The organism is Bradyrhizobium sp. SZCCHNS2022, from assembly GCF_032377575.1.
GTDB classification, from domain to species: domain Bacteria; phylum Pseudomonadota; class Alphaproteobacteria; order Rhizobiales; family Xanthobacteraceae; genus Bradyrhizobium; species Bradyrhizobium aeschynomenes.
Genome location: NZ_JAUHHZ010000001.1, coordinates 1501647 through 1520588 on the forward strand (window position 1 = coordinate 1501647; position 18942 = coordinate 1520588).

Here is an 18942-nt window from a genome sequence, read left to right on the forward strand (position 1 = left end):
TCGCCACGTCTCGGTCGCAACACGCCGGCCCTCGCGACAGGCCGCTTTGAACCGTGATCGAGGTCACTGCGGCAAAAGAGCAACCGATACAAAAACCCACAACGCCGTCTCGAACCATTAACCACTCGTTCAGACGCGGACCGACAAGGTGGGTCAACACAGCAACTGAGAAGAGAACATGGCTTCCTCTGCACCAAAAACCATCGATGGTCTCCAACCGTCCTGTTGTGAAACCGCCGCCTCGGCGCTCGGCATCGTGCGCGACGGCGTGATCACCGGCGAGGGTCCGACCACCGCAGGCCGCGTGCATTTCTCCCGCATGCTCGACGCCGAGGACGCCGCCTGGTGCGCGCGTATCCTGACATCAGCCGCGATCAACGACACGCCCGTCAGCCGCGCCGAGGCCGAGGCGCTGTTCGAGATCGACGCCGCGGCGACCGAGCGCAAGGATGACGGCCGCTTCGAGGATCTGCTCGCCAAGGCGATCGCGCATCACACCGCGTCCGCCTCCGGCCTGCCGGTGCCGCCGCGCAGCGTGGCGCTGTCGCCGGAGACGGCGATCGAGAGCTGGGCGCCGATGAATGCGCGCGGCGTTCGCACCGATGCGCTGGAATGGGTCGCCAAGCGCATGCGCGGCAAGCACCACGGCAATCGCGCGCTGCGCGCGATGGTCGCGACGCTGGTCGGCGTCTCTGTGCTGCCGCTGGCGCAGCTGCCGTCGATGATCGATATCGGGATGTAAGGCGCACGGCGCCGCACTCAGGTCGAGAGATTTCGAAGAGCGCGATGATTTCATCGCGCTCTTTTCTTTTGTCGATCCATCGCGTTGCGTCCCGATGCCCAGCCTCTTGATGATGCGCGCCTGCCGGTCAATAGATCGGTGGTGATGGGATCGAGCACGGAGATGTCGACATGAGCCGATGGAGCTTTCCCGCGCGCCTGCTGGCGGTGGCGGCGACGGCGCTGCTGCTCATGATGGCCTGGCAGAGCTTCCCGCTGATCCAGGCCGAACTGCTCGGCCTGCGCGCCAAGCCGCGCGACATCACGCCGCGCGGCGATCTCGCCGCCGACGAGAAGAGCACGATCGCGCTGTTCGAGAGCCGCAGCGGCTCGGTGGTATTCATCACGACGGTTCAACAATCCGTCAACCCGTGGACCGGCAATGCGCAGCAGGAGCGCTCCGGTACCGGCTCGGGCTTCGTGTGGGACGAGCTCGGCCACATCGTCACCAACTATCACGTGATCGAGGGCGCCACCGAGGCGCTGGTCAGCCTGACCGACGGGCGGTCGTTTCGCGCGGCGCTGGTCGGCGCCAGCCCGGAAAATGATCTCGCGGTGCTGGTGATCGGCGTCGGCGTCGACCGGCCGAAGCCGCTGCCGGTCGGCACCAGCGCCGACCTCAAGGTCGGGCAGAAGGTGTTCGCAATCGGCAATCCCTTTGGTCTCAGCAGCACGCTAACCACGGGCATCGTCTCGGCGCTGAACCGCAACCTGCAGGTCACGCAGGAGCGGACCTTGAACGGCCTGATCCAGACCGATGCCGCGATCAATCCCGGCAATTCCGGTGGGCCATTGCTCGACAGCGCGGGGCGCCTGATCGGGGTGAACACTGCGATCTACAGCCCGTCGGGCGCGTCAGCGGGCATCGGATTCGCCGTGCCCGTTGACAAGGTCAACCGCATCGTGCCGCGCCTGATCGCGAGCGGCCGCTATGTCAGCCCGAGTTTGGGGATCAGGACGGATGCGAAGGCCAACGAGGCGCTGGCCTCGCGGCTCGGCGTCTCCGGCGTGTTCGTGCTCGATGTCGAGCAGGACTCCGCGGCCGAGAAGGCCGGGCTGATCCCGGCGCGGCTGACGCGCGATGGCGGCTTCGCGCTGGGGGACGTGGTGCTGGCAATCGACGGGCAAGCGGTTGATTCACCTGACGACATGACGCGGGCGCTGGAGAGCAAGAACCCGGGCGATCGCGTCGTGCTGCGCGTACTCCGCGGCGGCAAGACAATCGAGGTCCGGGCGACGCTCGACGTGGCGCGGTGAGGGATTCGCGCCCAGGCAGCGATGACCGCGCCCGAGAACGAAGCGGTCTGCAAAGGAAGTCTCCCCGCGAGTCGCTTCGCTCAACCCGTCACGCGATCTCGTCACTTGTCATTCCGGGGCGCGCGCAGCGCGAGCCCGGAATCCATCGCCACAGGCGGGCGTGTCGCGCGAGATGGCTGTGGCATCTGCCTTCGTTTCACAGCCGCTCGTGGTTATGGATTCCGGGCTCACGCTGCGCGTGCCCCGGAATGACGAGAGGAGGGAGTTTGCGTGCTTCTCAAAACAAGAGTGCCCCGCTTTCGCGGGGCACTCTCGTCATGTCATAAAACGCAACGGGCCGACTACTTCGCCGCCGCCTTCTGCTTCGGCGCCGCGTCGTCCAGCCCCACCGTGCGGCCGGGGAAGCCGGCGGCGTCGAAATAGCGCTGGGCGCCGACGCGCTGCAGCTTCAGCACGGTGCGCAGGCCGCCGGCGGCGGGGTCCGACTTGATCACGTCGGAGGTCGCCTTCGGCGTCGCGCCGTTCGGCATCGCCTCGGTCATGACGCGGCCGATGAGCTTGCCCTTCGGCGCGACCTTGAGGTCCAGCAGCTTGGCCGCTGTGATGCCGACGTCGGCGTTGCTGACGGGCAGGGGATCGACAAAGCCCGCCTTGAAGTCGGGACCGATGGCGGCCATGAAGTTGTAGGTGTCGCCGCGGCTGAACGAGCCGTGCATGCCCTGGCCCTGGCGCAGCACGGTGTCGGCGACTTCGACCGAGCAGTTGCTGGGCACGTCGCACCCCGGCGCCACGTAGGAGCGGAAGTTGACGACGATCGCCGGATGCGGCGTCACGGCCTTGCCGTCGAGATTGACGACCGACAGCGGCAACGTGCCGGGGATCTCGCCGAGCTTGTCGTCGACGAAGATGCCGGAGACGTAGTCCTGTTCCAGCAGCGCCTTCACGGCACGGCGGGCGAGCTTCCTGTCGTTGTTCGGCAGATAGATCAGGTCGGAGCCGCCATTGGTAGCGACGACGAGGTCCGGCTTGGTCGGGTCCTTGCCGAGCACGCCGTTGCCGGCCTTCGGATGCTTGCCGGCGGGCACGGCGGCGTTCTTGTCGTTGGGATCGAACAGCGGCAGGTCGAGCGCCTTGGCGAGGTCGAGCGCCAGGAAGCCCATCGGCAGGAAATCCTTCGGAGTGTCGTCATAGCCGACCTTGGCCGAGGGCGAGGTCTTGCTCTCCTTGGAGATGGTCGAGAAGCCGTGGTCGGCCTGCACCATGATGTTGGTCGAGGCGGAAAGGCCGAGATCGTCGAGCGCCTTGCGCAGCGCGGCGAGATTGTCGTCGGCATTCTTGATGCCGGCCATCGAGGTCGGGCCGTTGATGCCGGGGGTGATGGTATTCAGGCTGTCGCCGTGATTGTGCTGGCTGCCGTCCGGATCGCGCGACCAGAATACCAGAACGAACGGCTTGTTGCGCGCCTTGAACATCGGCAGCACCACCTTGGTGGCGACGTCGACCATGTAGGCCTGCTGCGGGACGTTGGCGGATGTGGTGCCGGGCGTCTTCGCGTCGCCCGCCTTGCCATTGTCGCCGCGCGACGGCGTCGCCAGCGCGAGGCCCGCCTTGGTCATGGCGTCCTTGACCTCGTCGGTGATGGGCACGCCGTTCTTGTTGCCGGTGGAATCGTCGATCACGATCGAGGAGGACGCGCCCGGCTTGCAGGGGCAGCCGGTGTGGTCGAACAGGTAGGTCGGGCCGAGCTTGCCGATCGCCGCGGTCGAATAACCGGCCTTGCGCGCGAGCTTCAGGACCGTGTCCTCATTGAGGTAGTCGCCATTGAAATGCTCGTCGATGTCGCCGAGCACGGCGTCGTTCTCGATGAAGGGCACGACGGTGTCGCCGGCGGGGACCGAGGTGTAGCCGGTGAAGATCGTGTTCGAAAACGTGCCGGTGTCGCCGAGATAATGACCGGTCGCCATGGCCGAGCCGTTGGCCATGGTGAAGGTCGGAAACAGCGAGTGAGAGTTCTTGAAGTTGACGCCCTTGTCGCGGACGGCGGCCATGGCCGGCGCCGTTTCCGGCGTCACCTTCGCCGCGCGCAGGCCGTCGGGAATGAAGAGAATGAGGTTACGGGGCGTGGCGTTCTGCGAAAATGCGGCGCTGGACGACAAAAGGGTCAGTCCGGCGCACAGCAGCACGAGCGGGCGGCGCATTGAAAACTCCTGAAAGCAATCGGCGGAATCGCGGCGTCTCGCCGCAGGCGAGAGCTTTAGTTTTGCCGCGTGACGGCTTTGTTACAAGGGGCTCGCGCGCCGCCGACGCCGCTCCGGACAGGATTTTCGTTCGGCGGTAGCCAGTGGCAGGAACCCCCATGTGGCTTTTCAGTTGAAGCGACACAACACTCACTGGAGCGAACCACCATGGCCGATAAAGATCTGAACGAACTTTTTCTCGATACTCTCAAGGACATCTATTACGCCGAGAAGCAGATTTTGAAGACCCTGCCCAAGATGGCCAAGGCGGCGCAGTCCGAGAAGCTGCAGGCTGCCTTCCTGAAGCACCACGATGAGACCGAGGGCCAGATCGAGCGCCTGGAGCAGGTGTTCGAAATGCTCGGCAAGCCGGCCCGCGGCAAGAAGTGCGACGCCATCGAGGGCATCATCGACGAGGGCAAGGAGATCATGGACGAGTACAAGGGCACGCAGGCGCTCGACGCCGGTCTGCTCGCCGCAGCGCAAGCCGTCGAGCACTACGAAATGTCGCGTTACGGGACCCTCAAGGCATGGGCCCTGAAGCTCAACCTGCCAAAGGTGGCCAAGCTGCTCGACCAGACCCTCAACGAGGAGAAGAAGACCGACGAGTCGCTGACCAAGATCGCTGAGACCGCGGTGAACTACGAAGCCGCGGCCTGATCGCGACCTTCGTTCTATCCGAGGATGGCCGCCGCCAGTGCTGCAATCAGCGCTGGCGGCGTTGCCACAAGTCCGATCTTGAGAAACTGCCAGGCCGACACCTCGATCTTTTCGCGCCGCAGCGCGGTCAGCCAAAGGATGGTCGCGAGCGAGCCGGTGACGGAGATGTTGGGGCCGAGATCGACGCCGATCAGGATCGCTCGGATGACCTCGTGCGGCAGGTGATCACTGGCCGCAACCGAGCCCGCGACCAGGCCGACCGGCAGATTGTTGGCGATGTTGTCGGCGACCGCCGTGATCACGCCCGAGGCCCAGGCCGTTCCCGCCGGTGAGTGACCGACGCCCTGGTGGAGCCAGGCGCTGAACTGGCCGATCGCGCCCAGCCGGCTCAAGCCCTCGACCATCACGAACAGCCCGCCGACCAGTGGCAGCACGCCCCAGGACACGCCCTTGAGGATCGGCAAGGGCGACTGCCGGCTGACCACGAGGATCGCGGCCGCGGTGACCACGCCGCAGACGAAGGTCGGCAGGCCGAGCTGGACGTCGAGCGCAGACGCCGTCAGCAGCACGGCTGCGATGGCGATGATGCCGAACGCTGCAAGCCGGCCTTCACGGCTCAGATGCGGCTTCTCGACATCGGTGCGCAACTGCTCGTCGCGCAGGGCGTGGCGCTGCGTCAGCCACAGCGCGACATAGGTGAGGGCGATCGCGGCCATCGAGGGCAGGGTGAATTGGCGCAGCCATTCGGTCAGATGCGGCATGCGCTCGCCGAACACGACGAGGTTAGCCGGGTTGGAGATCGGCAGCACGAAGCTCGCGGCATTCGCGATGAAGGCACAGACGTAGAGATAGGGCAGCGGCGAGGCGCCGGCCGCGCGCGTCGCGGCGTAGACGGCAGGCGTCAGCACGATGGCGGTGGCGTCGTTGGACAGCAGCACGGTGACCAGCGTGCCGACCGCGTAGACCAGCAGGAACAGGAGCTGCGGCGAGCCGCGGGCGTGCTCCACGGCGTAGGCGGCGAGATAGTCGAACAGGCCCTCGCGGCGGGCGAGCTCGGCGATCAGCATCATGCCGATCAGGAACAGATAGACGTCGACGCCCTTGCGGATGCCGGCGAGCGCGTCGGCCGCCGGCAGCAGACCGAGCGCGACCAGCAGCACCGCGCCGGTGACGGCCCAGATCGCTTCGGGCAGGCGGAACGGGCGGATGATGACGCCGGCGGTGGCGAGGATGATGATGGCGTAGGCGACGAAGGTCGGGTGTGGGAGCATGATCGGGGATCGATAGAACAAATCATTTGGCGGGGATAGCGGGCGAGGGGACCGCGTTGGGCTGCGAGGCCTCGGTGCCGCCCGTCTCCGGCAGCAGCAGCCAGCACACGATCACGGCGAGGGCCGCCGTCGCGCCGAGCGCAAGGAATGCGGCGCTGTAGCCGCCATGGACCACGACGAGGCCGGCGAGTGCGGTCGACAGCGCAGCCCCAATGCTTTGCGCGGTGATGACGGCGCCCTGCGCGACGTTGAAGCGGCCGGTGCCGCGCATCAGGTCGGCGACGATGACCGGCATGATGGCACCGAAGATGCCGGCGCCGACGCCGTCGAGCAATTGCACGGCAACCAGCCAGGCCTTGTCGTCCGAGAGCGTGTAGAGCACGGCGCGCAGCGGCAGGATCAGCAGGGCCGCCAGGAAGAATCGCTTGTGGCCCCAGCGGTCGGCGCGCGCCCCGACCAGCAGCGCCATCGGCACCATGACCAGCTGCGCCGCGGCGATGCAGGCCGACATCAGGCTGGTGCCGAGATTCTTGTCCTGCAACGCCAGCTTCTGGCCGACCAGCGGCAGCATCGCCGCATTGGCGAGGTGAAACAGCGCGACGCAGATCGCGAAGATGAGGAGTGGACGGCAGGTCAGGAGAATGCCGAGACCGGACGGCTGATCGCCTTGGTCGCGGGCGGCGCCTTCTTTCTGGTGCGACAGGCCGCGGGCGACGTCATGATCGATGGCGCGCTCGGGAATCGCGAGCACGCTGATGAGGCTGCCGGCGGAGGTGACCGCCATCAGGTAGAACACGGCTGACGGTCCCAGCGCATAGGCGGCAGCGCCGGCGATCACGGCGCCGACCGCATTGCCGGCGTGGTTGAAAGTCTCGTTGCGCCCGACACGGGCTGTGAACGCCCTGGCGCCGACAATTCCGAGCGACACGGCGGCGATGGCCGGCGCGAAGATCACGCCGGCGCCGTTGGCGACACTCTGTGAGATCGCGACCGGCCAGAAGCTCGACATCAGCGGCAGTGCCAATGACGCTGCCGTGACGACGATCGCAGCCGCGATCATGATTATGCGTTTGGCCCTGACAGCATCGACCAGCGCGCCGGCCGGCGTCTGGGCGACGATGCCCGCGATCGTCGCCAAGGACATCACGGCGCCGATCGAGGCCTCGTCCCATTTCTGCTCGGTGAGCAGGTAGATCGCGAGATAGGGGCCGAGGCCGTCGCGCACGTCCGCCAGGAAGAAATTGGCGGCGTCGAGCGCACGGCTCGCATGAACGAGATCCTTGCTGGGTTTGACTCCGGTCATGCCGCCTCGTTGCGCGTGAGCAAGCGCAACATCCGTGCACGGGACTTGGTTCCGTGACGGCCGCCGGCGCGAGACGCTCGCCGCCGCTTGCCATGCACAACATGAGGGCCCGAAGACCAGGCCCGGGATGACGAAGCGAAGACAGCACGCTTCTCTGTGGCTACGGGCCGCTCACCGCGGCAGCGGTGCCTTCTCCGCCATCGCCTTGCGCAGGATGCGCGACAGCGACTCCACCGAGTAAGGCTTCTTGATCAGCTCGAAGCCATGATGGGCATTCTCCGCCAGAACGTGGCTGTAGCCGGAGGTGAGCACGACCGGCAGGCCGGGGTAGCGTTCGCGGATGATGCCGGCGAGCTCGAGGCCGTTGATGCCGGGCATGATCACGTCGGAGAACACGAGATCGACCGCGAACTCGTTGTCCGCCAGGATGGCCAGCGCATCCTGGGCGTTGGCGACGCGGCGCGTGACATAGCCGAGGTCTTCGAGCAGCTCGGTCGAGAACTGCCCGACCTCGTCATTGTCCTCGACCACCAGCACGCGGTAGCCGCGACCGATCGTGGCCGGCTCGATGCGGGCCAAGCTCGCATCCGGGCCGGTCTGCGGCGCCGATGCCTGCGGCAGATAGATCGTGAAGCTTGCGCCATGACCCAGCCTGCTATCCACGGCGATGTCGCCTTCCGACTGCTTGGCGAAGCCGAAGGCCTGGCTGAGGCCGAGGCCGGTGCCTTTGCCCACTTCCTTGGTGGTGAAGAACGGCTCGAAGATCGCGTTGAGATGCTGAGGCGCGATGCCGCCTCCGGTGTCGGCGACCGAAATGGCGATGAAGGCGCCGGGTCGCGCGCTCTGGCCGCGCAACGCGGGGATGGCTTCGGTGCTCTGCACGCTGATCGTCAGCCGTCCTTCGCCGTTCATGGCGTCGCGCGCGTTCACCGCGAGATTGATCAGCGCGGTCTGGAATTGCGCGACGTCGGCCAGGGTGAACAGGCTGCTGTCGGCGACGGCAAGCTCGATCTGGATGCGGCTGCCGACGAGCGGGCGGATCAGCTGCACCACGCTGTCGACCTGCTCGCCGACATTGAACACCTGTGGGGTCAATGGCTGCCGCCGCGCGAACGCCAGCAGTTGCGCCGTCAGCTTCGAGGCGCGCTCGACCGTCTCGGAGATGGCGTCGACATAGCGCCTGCGCCGCTCCTCCGGCAGATCGCGGCGGCGCAGGAAATCCGTCGCCGAGCGGATGATCGTCAGCAGGTTGTTGAAGTCGTGCGCCACGCCGCCGGTGAGCTGCCCGACGGCCTCCATCTTCTGCGACTGGCGCAGCAGCTCCTCGCCCTGGACGCGCTCGGTGATGTCCACGGCCTCGGCCACGGCGCCCATGATCGCATCGTGCTGGTCGAGCAGAGGCCGCATCGACAGCTCGAAATGCCGCTCGCCGCTGGCGAAATCCAGCCGCACCTCGGTGCTGAAGCTGTCCCCCTCGAGTACGCGCGCAAACGCCTTGCGCACCATCTCTGTCACACCTGGGGTCTGGGTGAACCATGGCGCCTCCCACAGCCTGACGCCGATCACGTCGACGTCGCCGGCGCGCATGCCGGCCAGCGCGATGCGGTTGGCATGGGTGACGCGGCCCTCGATGTCCAGAATGCCCTGGTACTGATTGCTGGTGTCGAAGATCGCGCGCATGCGCGCCTCGTTGGCCGCGAGCTGGGCAGTGCGCTCCCGGATGCGCTCCTCCAGGGTCTCGTTGATGCGGCGGAGCTCGATCTCAGCCTGCTTGGCGGCCGTCACGTCGTGGGCGACGCCGATGAAGCCGATGTGCTTGCCGTTCGCATCCCAGCGCGGTTGCGATTCCGAACGCAGCCAGCGCCATTGTCCATCGGCGCGGCGATAGCGCGCTTCGAGAAAGAACGGCTTCAGCGAGCATTCGCCCGATTGCTGCTGCGCGAGGATGCGCGGCAGGTCCTCGGGATGCAGCGCCTTGCGCCAGTCGAAGGCGAGGGCCTCCTCGGCGGACACGCCGAGGAAATCGACATAAGCGCGATTGACGAAGGAGCGGGTGCGATCGAGCTTCGTCACCCAGATCGGCACCGGCGCGCTGTCGGCAATCAGCCGGAAGCGTTGCTCGCTTTCGCGCAGCTTGGCCTGCGCGAGCATCTGGTCGGTGACGTCGATATGCGCTCCCACCAGGCGGATCGCGCGGCCGTTCCAGTCGCGCTCGATGCGCGCAATGACGCGGATCCAGCGGATCTCGCCATCGCTGGGACGGATGATGCGGTATTCGGTGGTATAGTCCTCCTGCTTGCTCTTGACCGCAGCGATGAAGTCCTGCTCGGCCTTGACGCGATCGTCGGGGTGGACCCGCTTGACCCAATCCTCGTGCGTCTCGTTGGCCGCCTCGGGCGGCAGGCCGTGAATGATCAGATATTCGGGCGAGCGGCGGTTGCGAAAGCCTTCACGCAGATCGACCTCGACGCCGCCGACCCGCGCGATGCGCTGGATCCGCGCCAGCTCCGCCTCGCGCTCCTGCAGGGCCCGATAGGCCTGGTCGCGGTCGCGTGCGATCTCCTCGATGTGCTGCCGCAGCTCGATTGCGCCGGCGGCCTCGGGAAGCGCGTCGTGTCTGGGCGCATCCGCGCTGCTCATGCTGACCTGCACTGGGTGGACGAACGGTCGCCGCAGGATTCCACTGCGGCTGTTCGGAAGCGTGGCGACATTAGGGTCACGAAAAGCAAACTGGCCAGCGATTGAGGCAGGCAAACGCCTGCATGACGGGAACGCCGGGGCAGATAAAAAGTTCCGCATCCCCGGAACGGACTGTTACTGTCGCGCGTCGTCAGGCGCTGAACAATGCAACGCGTAGGTCCTCCCCGTGAAGCTCTTCGTCTGCCAGGCCTGCAAGAACATCCTGTATTTCGAGAATCGCAGCTGCGGGCGCTGCGGCCACCAGCTCGCGTTCATGCCGGAGCGGCAGATCCTGTCGGCGATCGAGCCGGCCAATGAGGGATTTCGGACGCTCGCGGATGGGGGCGAGGGGCGATTCTTCTGCGCCAATGCCGAGCACGACGCCTGCAACTGGCTGCTGGAGGTCGGTGAGACCGCGGGATTTTGTCGCGCCTGCCGTCACAACGGCACCATTCCCAATCTGTCCGACCCTGCGCAGCTTACCGGCTGGCGCGAGCTGGAGGTGGCCAAGCACCGGCTGTTCTATTCCCTGATCCGCTGGCAGCTGCCGCTCAAAACCCGGACAGAGGATCCTCAGCACGGGCTGATCTTCAACTTCCTGGCCGATGATCCCGCCGGCCAGCAAAAGGTTCTGACCGGCCACGACAACGGGCTGATCACGATCGCGCTGGCCGAGGCCGACGACATCGAACGCGAGCGGCGCCGGCTGGAGATGGACGAGCCGTACCGGACGCTGCTTGGTCATTTCCGGCACGAGGTCGGGCACTATTTCTGGGACGTGCTGGTGCGCGATGCCGGCAGGCTCGATGAGTGCCGCGCCGTGTTTGGCGACGACAGCCTGGATTATGGCGAGGCGCTCAAGCGTCACTACGATGCGGGCGCGCCGGCGGACTGGCAGGACAACTACGTCTCGGCCTATGCGACCACCCATCCGTGGGAGGACTTCGCCGAGACCTGGGCGCACTATCTGCACATCGTCGACACGCTGGAGATGGCCTCCGAATTCGGCATCGAGATCGACCCGCCGGCCGATCAGATCGGCGGGCTGACCGCGCGTGTCACGTTCGATCCCTATGTCGCCGAGGATTTCGACACGATCGTCAATGCCTGGCTGCCCTTCACCTTCGCCATGAACAGCGTCGCCCGGGCGATGGGCGCGCGCGACCTCTATCCCTTCATCCTGACGCCTCCGGTCATCGCCAAGCTCGCTTTCATTCACGAGCTGGTGCGCGAGGGGGTGCCGGAGAAGCAGGCGGCACTGGCACCCGAGGCCGAGCCGCAGCAGGACCAGGAAGAGGTCGGGGCGGCGTGATCTGCCTTGACTCAAGAGAACATAAAGTGAACATGAGGGCGACTGGAGCGAGGATCGCCATCACGCCATGCCGTCTGAATTGCATGCCAAAGCCGGCGAGCCCGCCGATGGCGCACTCGATGAAGCCGTGGATCAGGCGATCGCAGCCTGCGGTGGTGACCTCAGGGCGACCATTCGCGCGCTGATTGTTGCAAACGATTATCTCGAGACCGAGGTCACCGAGCTGATGAAGGCGGTCTCCCACGCCTATGCGCGAGGACGTTTCCACAGCTATTCCGGGTGACGGAGCGCTGGTCTCTGGCATGCCTGCGAGATGCGCAGGGATCGCGCCGACAGGCGGGTTGCGCGCGGGCGATTTTGCTATAGACGAACCGCGGAGCTCGCGGTGGTCGCGCCTGTGCCGTGAGCGGGGAGCCCGCCCAAAGGTATCAAGAAAAAACATGTTCAAGACCATTCTGATCGCGAACCGCGGCGAGATCGCCTGCCGGGTCATCAAGACCGCCCGCCGCATGGGAATCAGGACCGTTGCGGTCTATTCGGAAGCCGATCGTGACGCGCTGCATGTCGAGATGGCCGACGATGCCGTGCTGATCGGGCCGCCGGCCGCCGCCGAGAGCTATCTCCTGATCGACCGTATCGTCGAGGCCTGCAAGAAGACCGGCGCCGAGGCAGTGCATCCCGGCTATGGCTTCCTGTCCGAGCGCGAGGCATTCCCGCGCGCGCTGGCCGAGGCCGGCATCGTCTTCATCGGCCCCAATCCCGGCGCCATCGCCGCGATGGGCGACAAGATCGAATCGAAGAAGGCTGCGGCCAAGGCCAAGGTCTCGACCGTGCCCGGCTTCCTTGGCGTCATCGAGGACGACAAGCACGCCGTGCGCATTGCCGACGAGATCGGTTATCCCGTGATGATCAAGGCTTCCGCCGGCGGCGGCGGCAAGGGCATGCGCATCGCGCACTCGACCGCGGAGGTGGCGGAAGGCTTCAATCTCGCCAAGGCCGAGGCGAAGGCCTCGTTCGGCGACGACCGGGTCTTCGTCGAGAAGTTCATCGTCGATCCGCGCCACATCGAGATCCAGGTGCTCGGCGACAAGCATGGCAACGTGATCTACCTCGGCGAGCGCGAATGCTCGATTCAGCGCCGTAACCAGAAGGTCATCGAGGAGGCGCCGTCGCCGCTGCTCGACGAGGAGACACGGCGCAAGATGGGCGAGCAGGCGGTCGCGCTCGCCAAGGCCGTGAACTACGATTCCGCGGGCACCGTCGAGTTCGTCGCCGGCCAGGACAAGAGCTTCTACTTCCTGGAGATGAACACCCGTCTCCAGGTCGAGCATCCCGTCACCGAGCTCGTGACCGGCATCGACCTCGTCGAGCAGATGATCCGCGTCGCCGCCGGCGAGAAGCTCGCACTGGCGCAGAAGGATGTCAGCCTGACCGGCTGGGCGGTGGAATCGCGTGTCTATGCCGAGGACCCGTTCCGCAGCTTCCTGCCGTCCATCGGCCGCCTCGTGAAGTATCGCCCGCCGGCGGAGAGCAAGGCGGACGGCATCACCGTGCGCAACGACACCGGCGTGCAGGAGGGCGGCGAGATCTCGATCTACTACGATCCGATGATCGCCAAGCTCGTCACCCACGCGCCGTCGCGCGCCGCGGCGATCGAGGCGCAGTCGACCGCGCTCGATGCGTTCTACGTCGACGGCATCCGCCACAACATCCCGTTCCTGTCGGCGCTGATGAACCATCCGCGCTGGCGCGAGGGGCGGCTGTCGACCGGCTTCATCGCCGAGGAGTTTCCCAAGGGCTTTGCCGCGCGTGCGCCGGAAGGCGAGATCGCGCGCCGGCTGGCGGCGGTGGGGGCTGCGATCGATCACGTGCTCGGCGAGCGCAAGCGGCAGATCTCGCAGCAGATGATCGGCCGTCCGGTGAAGCGGCAGGGCCGCCGCGCGGTGTGGCTCGGCCGCGACGAGATCCTGCTCGACATCACCAGGGATCAGGGCGCGATCACGGTCCGCTTCGTCGCCGCCGACGGCAAGGTCGGTCCGGCGCATCAGCTCGTGTCCGATTGGAAGCCGGGTGACGCGGTGTGGCACGGCACCATCGACGGCGCTGAGATCGCCGTGCAGACGCGCCCGATTCCGAATGGCATGCGGCTTGCGCATCAGGGTGTCGAAGCTCCCGTCTATGTCTACACCGAAGCAGAGGCGGCTGCGGCGCGGCTGATGCCGGTCGTCACCGCCGGCGATAGCGGCAAGAAGCTGCTGTGCCCGATGCCCGGCCTCGTGGTCTCGATCGCCGTGACCGAAGGGCAGGAGGTCAAGGCCGGCGAGACCTTGGCCGTGGTCGAGGCCATGAAGATGCAGAACGTGCTGCGCGCCGAGCAGGACGGCACCGTGAAGAAGGTCCACGCCTCGGCGGGAGCGACGCTGGCCGTCGACGCGCTGATCCTGGAGTTCGCGTAAGTCTAACCGTCGTCCTTGCGAGCGCAGCGACGCAATCCAGGGCTCGGCAGATGACTCTGGATTGCTTCGTCGCGTGGCCCATCACCGGCTCGCGCCTTGCGCGATCGGTCGGCTCCTTGCAATGACGAGAGAGGAGCCTGGGATGACCTTCCGTGCACGTCGAGAAGCGTTACGCTCCATCCTCGCCGGCGACCGCTGCATCCATCCCGGCTCGGTCTACGACGCGATCTCGATCCGCATCGCCGAAGACCTCGGCTTTGAACTCGGCATGTTCGGCGGCTCCGCGGCATCGCTCGCTGTGCTCGGCGATCCCGACATTGCGCTGATCACCCTGACCGAGCTTGCCGAGCAGATGCGACGGATGTCGCGTGCCGCGGCGTTGCCGGTGCTGGTCGATGCCGATCACGGCTATGGCAATGCGATGAACGTGCGGCGCACCGTGCAGGAGTTGGAGGCTGCCGGTGCTGCCGGTCTCACCATCGAGGACACGCTGCTGCCGCAGGCCTTTGGTGCGGCCAAGCCGCAGCTGATCTCGCTGGATGAAGGCGTCGGCAAGATCAAGGCTGCGCTCCTCGGCCGCAGCGATCCCTCGCTGGTCGTCCTGGGGCGGACCGGCGCCGTCTCCATCACCTCGCTCGATGAGGCGATTGCGCGGGCCAAGGCCTACGAGGCGTGCGGCGTCGACGGACTGTTCTTCACCGGCATCACCGCGCGCGCTCAGCTCGATGCGATCGCCGCAGCGACCACGTTGCCGATCGTGCTCGGCGGCGCGCCGAAGGAGATGTCCGACCTCGGCTATCTCGCCGCACGCCGCGTTCGCATCGCGCTGCAGGGCCATGCTCCGATCGCTGCGGCGACACAGGCGGTCTACGAGACGCTGAAGGCGCTGCGCGAGGGTGCCTCGCCGGAGCAGCTGAAGGGGCTGCCGTCCGCCGAGTTGACTGCGCGTGTCATGCGCGACGCCGACGTCAAGACGCGTCTGCGCGATTTTCTAGGGCTTGGATCATGAGCAATCGCGCGATCGTTCACGTCACGGTGCGCGGCCGCGTCCAGGGCGTCGGCTATCGCGCCTGGGTCGAGGATCAGGCCATCCTGAACGGCCTCGAAGGCTGGGTCCGCAACCGCGCCGACGGCAGTGTCGAGGCGGTGTTCGCCGGTCCTGCCGATGATGTCGCGGCGATGGTCTCAGCCTGCCGCAAGGGACCTCCGGCGGCGCGAGTTGATGACGTGATCGACGCGGCAGGGACGGCCGATCAGATCAGGCTGCGCCGGTCCGGCGAGTCGTTCTCGGTGCTGCCGACCTCTTAGCCGTTCGGACGGAACTCGCCGCTCAGGCGGCCGAAATCACCAGCGCCTGAATGGCCCCCTCGATCGGGCCGGCTCCGAACCGTCGTTCGAGCGCCTCCGCAACCGCCTGTGTCGCGGCCTCGAGCCCCGGCGTCCCGCGCGCCTCGATCTCGCCGCGCATCGGCGTGCCCTGGCAGAATGCCATCGCCGGCTCATGCGCCGAGGCCGCGCGGCTGCGATGGGTAACCGTCTCGATCGCGATGTCGGTGAAGCCGGCCGCGGTCAGATCCGCCTTGATCCGCTCGGTGTCGTAGTAGCCGTGCGGCGTGCGCGTGAAGAACTGCGGCGGGTCATCGGGAAACAGCTGCTGCAGCGTCTCATGGACCACGAGGGGAAAGGCGTTGTCCTCGATCCGGTCCCAGACGTTGAAGACGAAACGCCCCCCCGGCCGCAGGGCGCGGCGCGCTTCGGCATAACCTTTGACGCGGTCGGGAAAGAACATCGCGCCAAACTGGCACACGATCACATCGAAGCTCCCATCGGCAAAGGGCAGCGCCAACGCATCGGCCTGCTGCCATCGGACACGAGCGGCGCCGGCGAGATGCGTTCTCGCCTGCATCAGCATTGGCTCGTTGAGATCGGTCGCCGTGATGGGAACGTCGGGCGGCAGCTTCGCATGCAGCGCCCTCGTGACGACGCCGGTTCCGGCAGCCGTCTCCAGGACATCGCGTGGCTGACGAGCGCCGATGCGCTGCGCGAGATCCTGTGCATAGGAGGTGAAGATCAGCGGAACCAGCATTCGATCGTAGATCTGCGCAATCGATCCGGTGAAGGCCTTGTCGGACGCCGTCATGGCTTGCTCCTGTACCAGAAGGGCAGGGGGGCGATCAGGCGGTCAGCGCGCTGCGGCGGCTTTGCGCCCTCTTCTTGCGTCTTGCCGATCGCCTGCCCGGTTCACCCCGGATGGCTCTTGACATTCACTCTCGCCAGTCAGATATTTCTGTCATGACAGAAATAACCGGCAAGAAGAAACTTCCGCCCGCGGTCGAACGCTTCATCCTCAACTGGGGCGACATGGGCGATCAGTGGGGCGTGAACCGCTCGGTGAGCCAGATCCACGGTCTGCTCTATCTCGCCGAGAAGCCGATGACCGCGGAGGACATCGCCGACACGCTCGGCATGGCGCGCTCCAACGTGTCGAACTCGCTGAAGGAGCTGCTCGCCTGGGATCTCATCAGGCGCGTGCCGATCCTCGGCGACCGCCGCGATCATTTCGAGGCCGAGACCGACATCTGGGAGGTCGCGCAGCGCATCGCCGCCGGCCGCAAGCAGCGCGAGATCGATCCTGCCATCGCGGCGCTACGCGCCTGCGTGGCAGAGGCGACGGCCGATCCCAGCATCAGCGCGGTCGCGAACAAGCGGCTGAAGGACATGCTGGCGTTCACCGAGCTGGTCGACCGCTGGTACGCGCAGATGCTGAGGGTGCCGCGGCCGCGCCTGGTGGCGCTGATCAAGCTCGGCGAGAAGATTGCCAACCTGCTGCCGGCCGGACGTTCGAGGCCCGGCAGCGATTAGGATCGTGGAGGTGCGTCATGGTGAGCCTACGACATCTCGGACTTTCAGCGCCCTCCAACGCCAGGCTCCACGACGATCACCGGTTTCGCGCGCTGCTGTCGCCAGAGGATTGGGGACGACTGCCGGTGTCGATCTGGCGCCGTTTCTCCAAGCGTCTCCTCGACGGCGCGACGGTGGTCTATGTCGGCGAGATCGATCAGGCCGAGCTCAGCCGTGCCGGCTTCTGGTTCGCGCAAGCCGCGCGGCTGATCGGCGGGCCGCTGCCGACGAGCGCAAATGCCGGCGTGCCGATGATCGTCGCCGTGACGGAGGATGCCGCGAGCGGCGGCCAGATATGGACCCGCATCTGCGGTCGTCCGCACGGCTTTCCGCAGGTGATCCATTCGGCCAAGCGCTTCGCCGGCCCCACCGGGCTCGAGGAATATCTCGGCTGGGGCCTGAGCATGAGCCTGCGTGTCCGTGTGGCGGATGGCGCGCTCGTCTTCCACAGCGCGGGCTACACCTTCGCCTTTGCCGGCCGGCGCTGGACGCTGCCGTCCTGGCTGACGCCCGGCGATCTCACCGTCACCCATTCCGATCTCGGCGGCGGCGCCTTCCGCTTCTCGCTCGAGATCGTCCATCCGCGCTTCGGCCGGATCATCCGCCAGAGCGCCACGTTCCGGGAGTCCGCACCATGACGCCGCTGCTGTGGTCCCTGATCGCCCTCCAGGTCGCGATGGGCGTGTTCGACACCTTCTATCACCACGAGTTCACCGAGCGGCTGGCGTGGCGGCCGTCACAGCGGAACGAGCTCAGGCTGCACGGGGCGCGCAATCTGCTCTATGCCTTGCTGTTCGTCGTTCTCGGCTGGTGCGAGCCGCATGGCCTGTTCGCCGTGCTCTTGCTCGCAGTGTTGGTCGCGGAGATCGCGATCACGTTGACCGACTTCGTCGAGGAGGACCTGACACGCAAGCTGCCGCCGAGCGAGCGCATCAACCACACGCTGCTCGCCATCAACTACGGCGCCATCCTGATGCTGCTGGTGCCGCTCCTCATCGGCTGGGCGGCGCGGCCTTCGGCGATCGTGCCGGCCTTTGCAGGCCCGCTGAGCTGGATTGCCGCCGCGGCTGCAATCGGCGCGGCTCTGTGCGGTTTGCGCGATTTCACTGCGGCGCGGCGGCTTGCGCGGATGTCGCTGCCGGATGCAGGCGTGCTGGTCGCGGCGCTGCCGCCGACGCAGACCATTCTCGTCACCGGCGCGACCGGCTTCATCGGCGCGCGGCTGGTGGCGAGCCTGACGGCGGCCGGCCATCACGTGATCGCCCTGGTGCGCGATCCGGGCAGGGCGGCTGCACTGCCGTCGCCGCTGACCCTGATCACCTGCCTGGACCAGCTTGCCTCCGATACCCGCATCGATGCCATCGTCAATCTCGCCGGCGAGCCGATCGGCAACGCCGCCTGGACGACGGCGAAGCGCGCGGCGATCCTGCAGTCGCGGCTGACGACCACCGATGCCGTCGTTGCCCTGATCGCGCGGCTCGGCCGCAAGCCGAAGGTGCTGGTCAATGGTTCGGCGATCGGCTGGTACGGCCTGTGGCAGGACCAGCCGTTGACGGAAACGGCCAAGTCGCATGACTGCTTCAGCCACGACCTGTGCGAGGCCTGGGAGCAGGCGGCCTGTCGCGCCGAGTCGCAGGGCGTGCGCGTCGCGCTGCTGCGCATCGGCCTCGTCGTCGGCCGCGACGGCGGCTTCCTGTCGCGCATGCTGACGCCGTTCGAGTTCGGCCTCGGCGGTCCGCTCGGCTCCGGCCGGCAATGGATGTCCTGGATCGAGCGGGACGATCTGATCAGGCTGATCGCGCATGTGATTGTGACCGACGCCATCGCGGGCCCCGTCAACGCGACCGCACCGCTGCCGGTGCGGAACGTCACATTCACGGCCGAGCTGGCGCGCTGCCTGCGGCGCCCGGCGCTTTTGCGCGTTCCGGCCGGCCTGCTGCGCCGGATCGGCGGCGACTTCGCCGAGGAGCTGCTGCTCGGCGGTCAGCGCGTGGTGCCCAACAAGGCGCTGTCGAGCGGCTTCGTGTTTCGCCACCAGAGCCTGCGCAGTGCGCTCGAGGCCATCCTGTGAGCAGCGAGGGACGGC

16 protein-coding genes are annotated in these 18942 nt (G+C 66.8%); 11 read left to right on the forward strand and 5 right to left on the reverse strand.

Annotated features, from left to right (window positions below; translation table 11 throughout):
* Positions 1 to 178 precede the first annotated feature (178 nt).
* Positions 179 to 742, forward strand: coding sequence for a hypothetical protein (locus QXZ94_RS06570; protein ID WP_315719724.1), 564 nt, complete (start codon positions 179 to 181; stop codon positions 740 to 742).
* Between the two features lie 170 nt (positions 743 to 912).
* The gene (locus QXZ94_RS06575) at positions 913 to 2037 is read left to right on the forward strand and encodes a S1C family serine protease (RefSeq protein ID WP_315719725.1); all 1125 of its coding nucleotides are present in this window, start codon (positions 913 to 915) and stop codon (positions 2035 to 2037) included.
* Positions 2038 to 2378: 341 nt separating this feature from the next.
* Here the strand turns inward: QXZ94_RS06575 and QXZ94_RS06580 are convergent, their stop codons facing one another.
* Positions 2379 to 4235 (reverse strand): alkaline phosphatase family protein, encoded by a 1857-nt coding sequence (locus QXZ94_RS06580; RefSeq protein ID WP_315719726.1) that lies wholly within the window; start codon positions 4233 to 4235, stop codon positions 2379 to 2381.
* 207 nt (positions 4236 to 4442) lie between these two features.
* Here QXZ94_RS06580 and QXZ94_RS06585 point away from each other — a divergent pair, with 207 nt between their 5' ends.
* On the forward strand, positions 4443 to 4934 hold the full coding sequence (locus QXZ94_RS06585; protein ID WP_315719727.1) for a ferritin-like domain-containing protein: 492 nt from the start codon (positions 4443 to 4445) through the stop codon (positions 4932 to 4934).
* Between the two features lie 14 nt (positions 4935 to 4948).
* Here the strand turns inward: QXZ94_RS06585 and QXZ94_RS06590 are convergent, their stop codons facing one another.
* The 3 genes from QXZ94_RS06590 to QXZ94_RS06600 all read right to left on the reverse strand — a co-directional run bounded on the left by QXZ94_RS06590 (position 4949) and on the right by QXZ94_RS06600 (position 10148).
* Positions 4949 to 6205: an arsenic transporter gene (locus QXZ94_RS06590; RefSeq protein WP_315719728.1), complete on the reverse strand. Its 1257-nt coding sequence runs from the start codon at positions 6203 to 6205 to the stop codon at positions 4949 to 4951.
* 22 nt (positions 6206 to 6227) lie between these two features.
* A complete protein-coding gene (locus tag QXZ94_RS06595) occupies positions 6228 to 7508 on the reverse strand; it encodes an MFS transporter (protein WP_315719729.1) in 1281 nt (426 codons plus the stop codon).
* 171 nt (positions 7509 to 7679) lie between these two features.
* On the reverse strand, positions 7680 to 10148 hold the full coding sequence (locus QXZ94_RS06600; RefSeq protein WP_315719730.1) for a PAS domain-containing protein: 2469 nt from the start codon (positions 10146 to 10148) through the stop codon (positions 7680 to 7682).
* A gap of 226 nt (positions 10149 to 10374) precedes the next feature.
* On the opposite strand from QXZ94_RS06600, the gene QXZ94_RS06605 reads away from it, so the two are divergent.
* From QXZ94_RS06605 to QXZ94_RS06625, 5 genes are all read left to right on the forward strand, one after another.
* Entirely contained in the window at positions 10375 to 11499 is a 1125-nt protein-coding gene (locus QXZ94_RS06605) for a putative zinc-binding peptidase (protein ID WP_315719731.1), read from the forward strand.
* Between the two features lie 67 nt (positions 11500 to 11566).
* Positions 11567 to 11782, forward strand: coding sequence for a hypothetical protein (locus QXZ94_RS06610; protein WP_172108467.1), 216 nt, complete (start codon positions 11567 to 11569; stop codon positions 11780 to 11782).
* A gap of 157 nt (positions 11783 to 11939) precedes the next feature.
* Complete coding sequence (locus QXZ94_RS06615; protein ID WP_315719732.1) at positions 11940 to 13955, forward strand: acetyl/propionyl/methylcrotonyl-CoA carboxylase subunit alpha; 2016 nt, start codon at positions 11940 to 11942, stop codon at positions 13953 to 13955.
* Positions 13956 to 14097: 142 nt separating this feature from the next.
* Complete coding sequence (locus QXZ94_RS06620) at positions 14098 to 14964, forward strand: isocitrate lyase/PEP mutase family protein (protein ID WP_315719733.1); 867 nt, start codon at positions 14098 to 14100, stop codon at positions 14962 to 14964.
* Entirely contained in the window at positions 14961 to 15263 is a 303-nt protein-coding gene (locus tag QXZ94_RS06625) for an acylphosphatase (RefSeq protein ID WP_315719734.1), read from the forward strand. Before QXZ94_RS06620 ends, QXZ94_RS06625 begins: the two co-directional genes overlap by 4 nt.
* Before the next feature lie 22 nt (positions 15264 to 15285).
* On the opposite strand, the gene QXZ94_RS06630 is transcribed toward QXZ94_RS06625, so the two are convergent.
* Positions 15286 to 16095 carry a class I SAM-dependent methyltransferase gene (locus QXZ94_RS06630; protein WP_315719735.1) on the reverse strand — a complete coding sequence of 270 codons (810 nt, stop codon included), beginning with the start codon at positions 16093 to 16095 and terminating at the stop codon, positions 15286 to 15288.
* Between the two features lie 152 nt (positions 16096 to 16247).
* Between QXZ94_RS06630 and QXZ94_RS06635 the strand changes: the two genes are divergently transcribed.
* Genes QXZ94_RS06635 through QXZ94_RS06645 form a run of 3 tightly spaced genes read left to right on the forward strand, consistent with a single transcriptional unit; the run spans position 16248 to position 18927 of the window.
* Complete coding sequence (locus QXZ94_RS06635; RefSeq protein ID WP_315719736.1) at positions 16248 to 16817, forward strand: GbsR/MarR family transcriptional regulator; 570 nt, start codon at positions 16248 to 16250, stop codon at positions 16815 to 16817.
* Between the two features lie 17 nt (positions 16818 to 16834).
* The gene (locus QXZ94_RS06640) at positions 16835 to 17494 is read left to right on the forward strand and encodes a DUF4166 domain-containing protein (protein WP_315719737.1); all 660 of its coding nucleotides are present in this window, start codon (positions 16835 to 16837) and stop codon (positions 17492 to 17494) included.
* Positions 17491 to 18927 carry a TIGR01777 family oxidoreductase gene (locus QXZ94_RS06645; protein WP_315719738.1) on the forward strand — a complete coding sequence of 479 codons (1437 nt, stop codon included), beginning with the start codon at positions 17491 to 17493 and terminating at the stop codon, positions 18925 to 18927. Before QXZ94_RS06640 ends, QXZ94_RS06645 begins: the two co-directional genes overlap by 4 nt.
* Positions 18928 to 18942 lie beyond the last annotated feature (15 nt).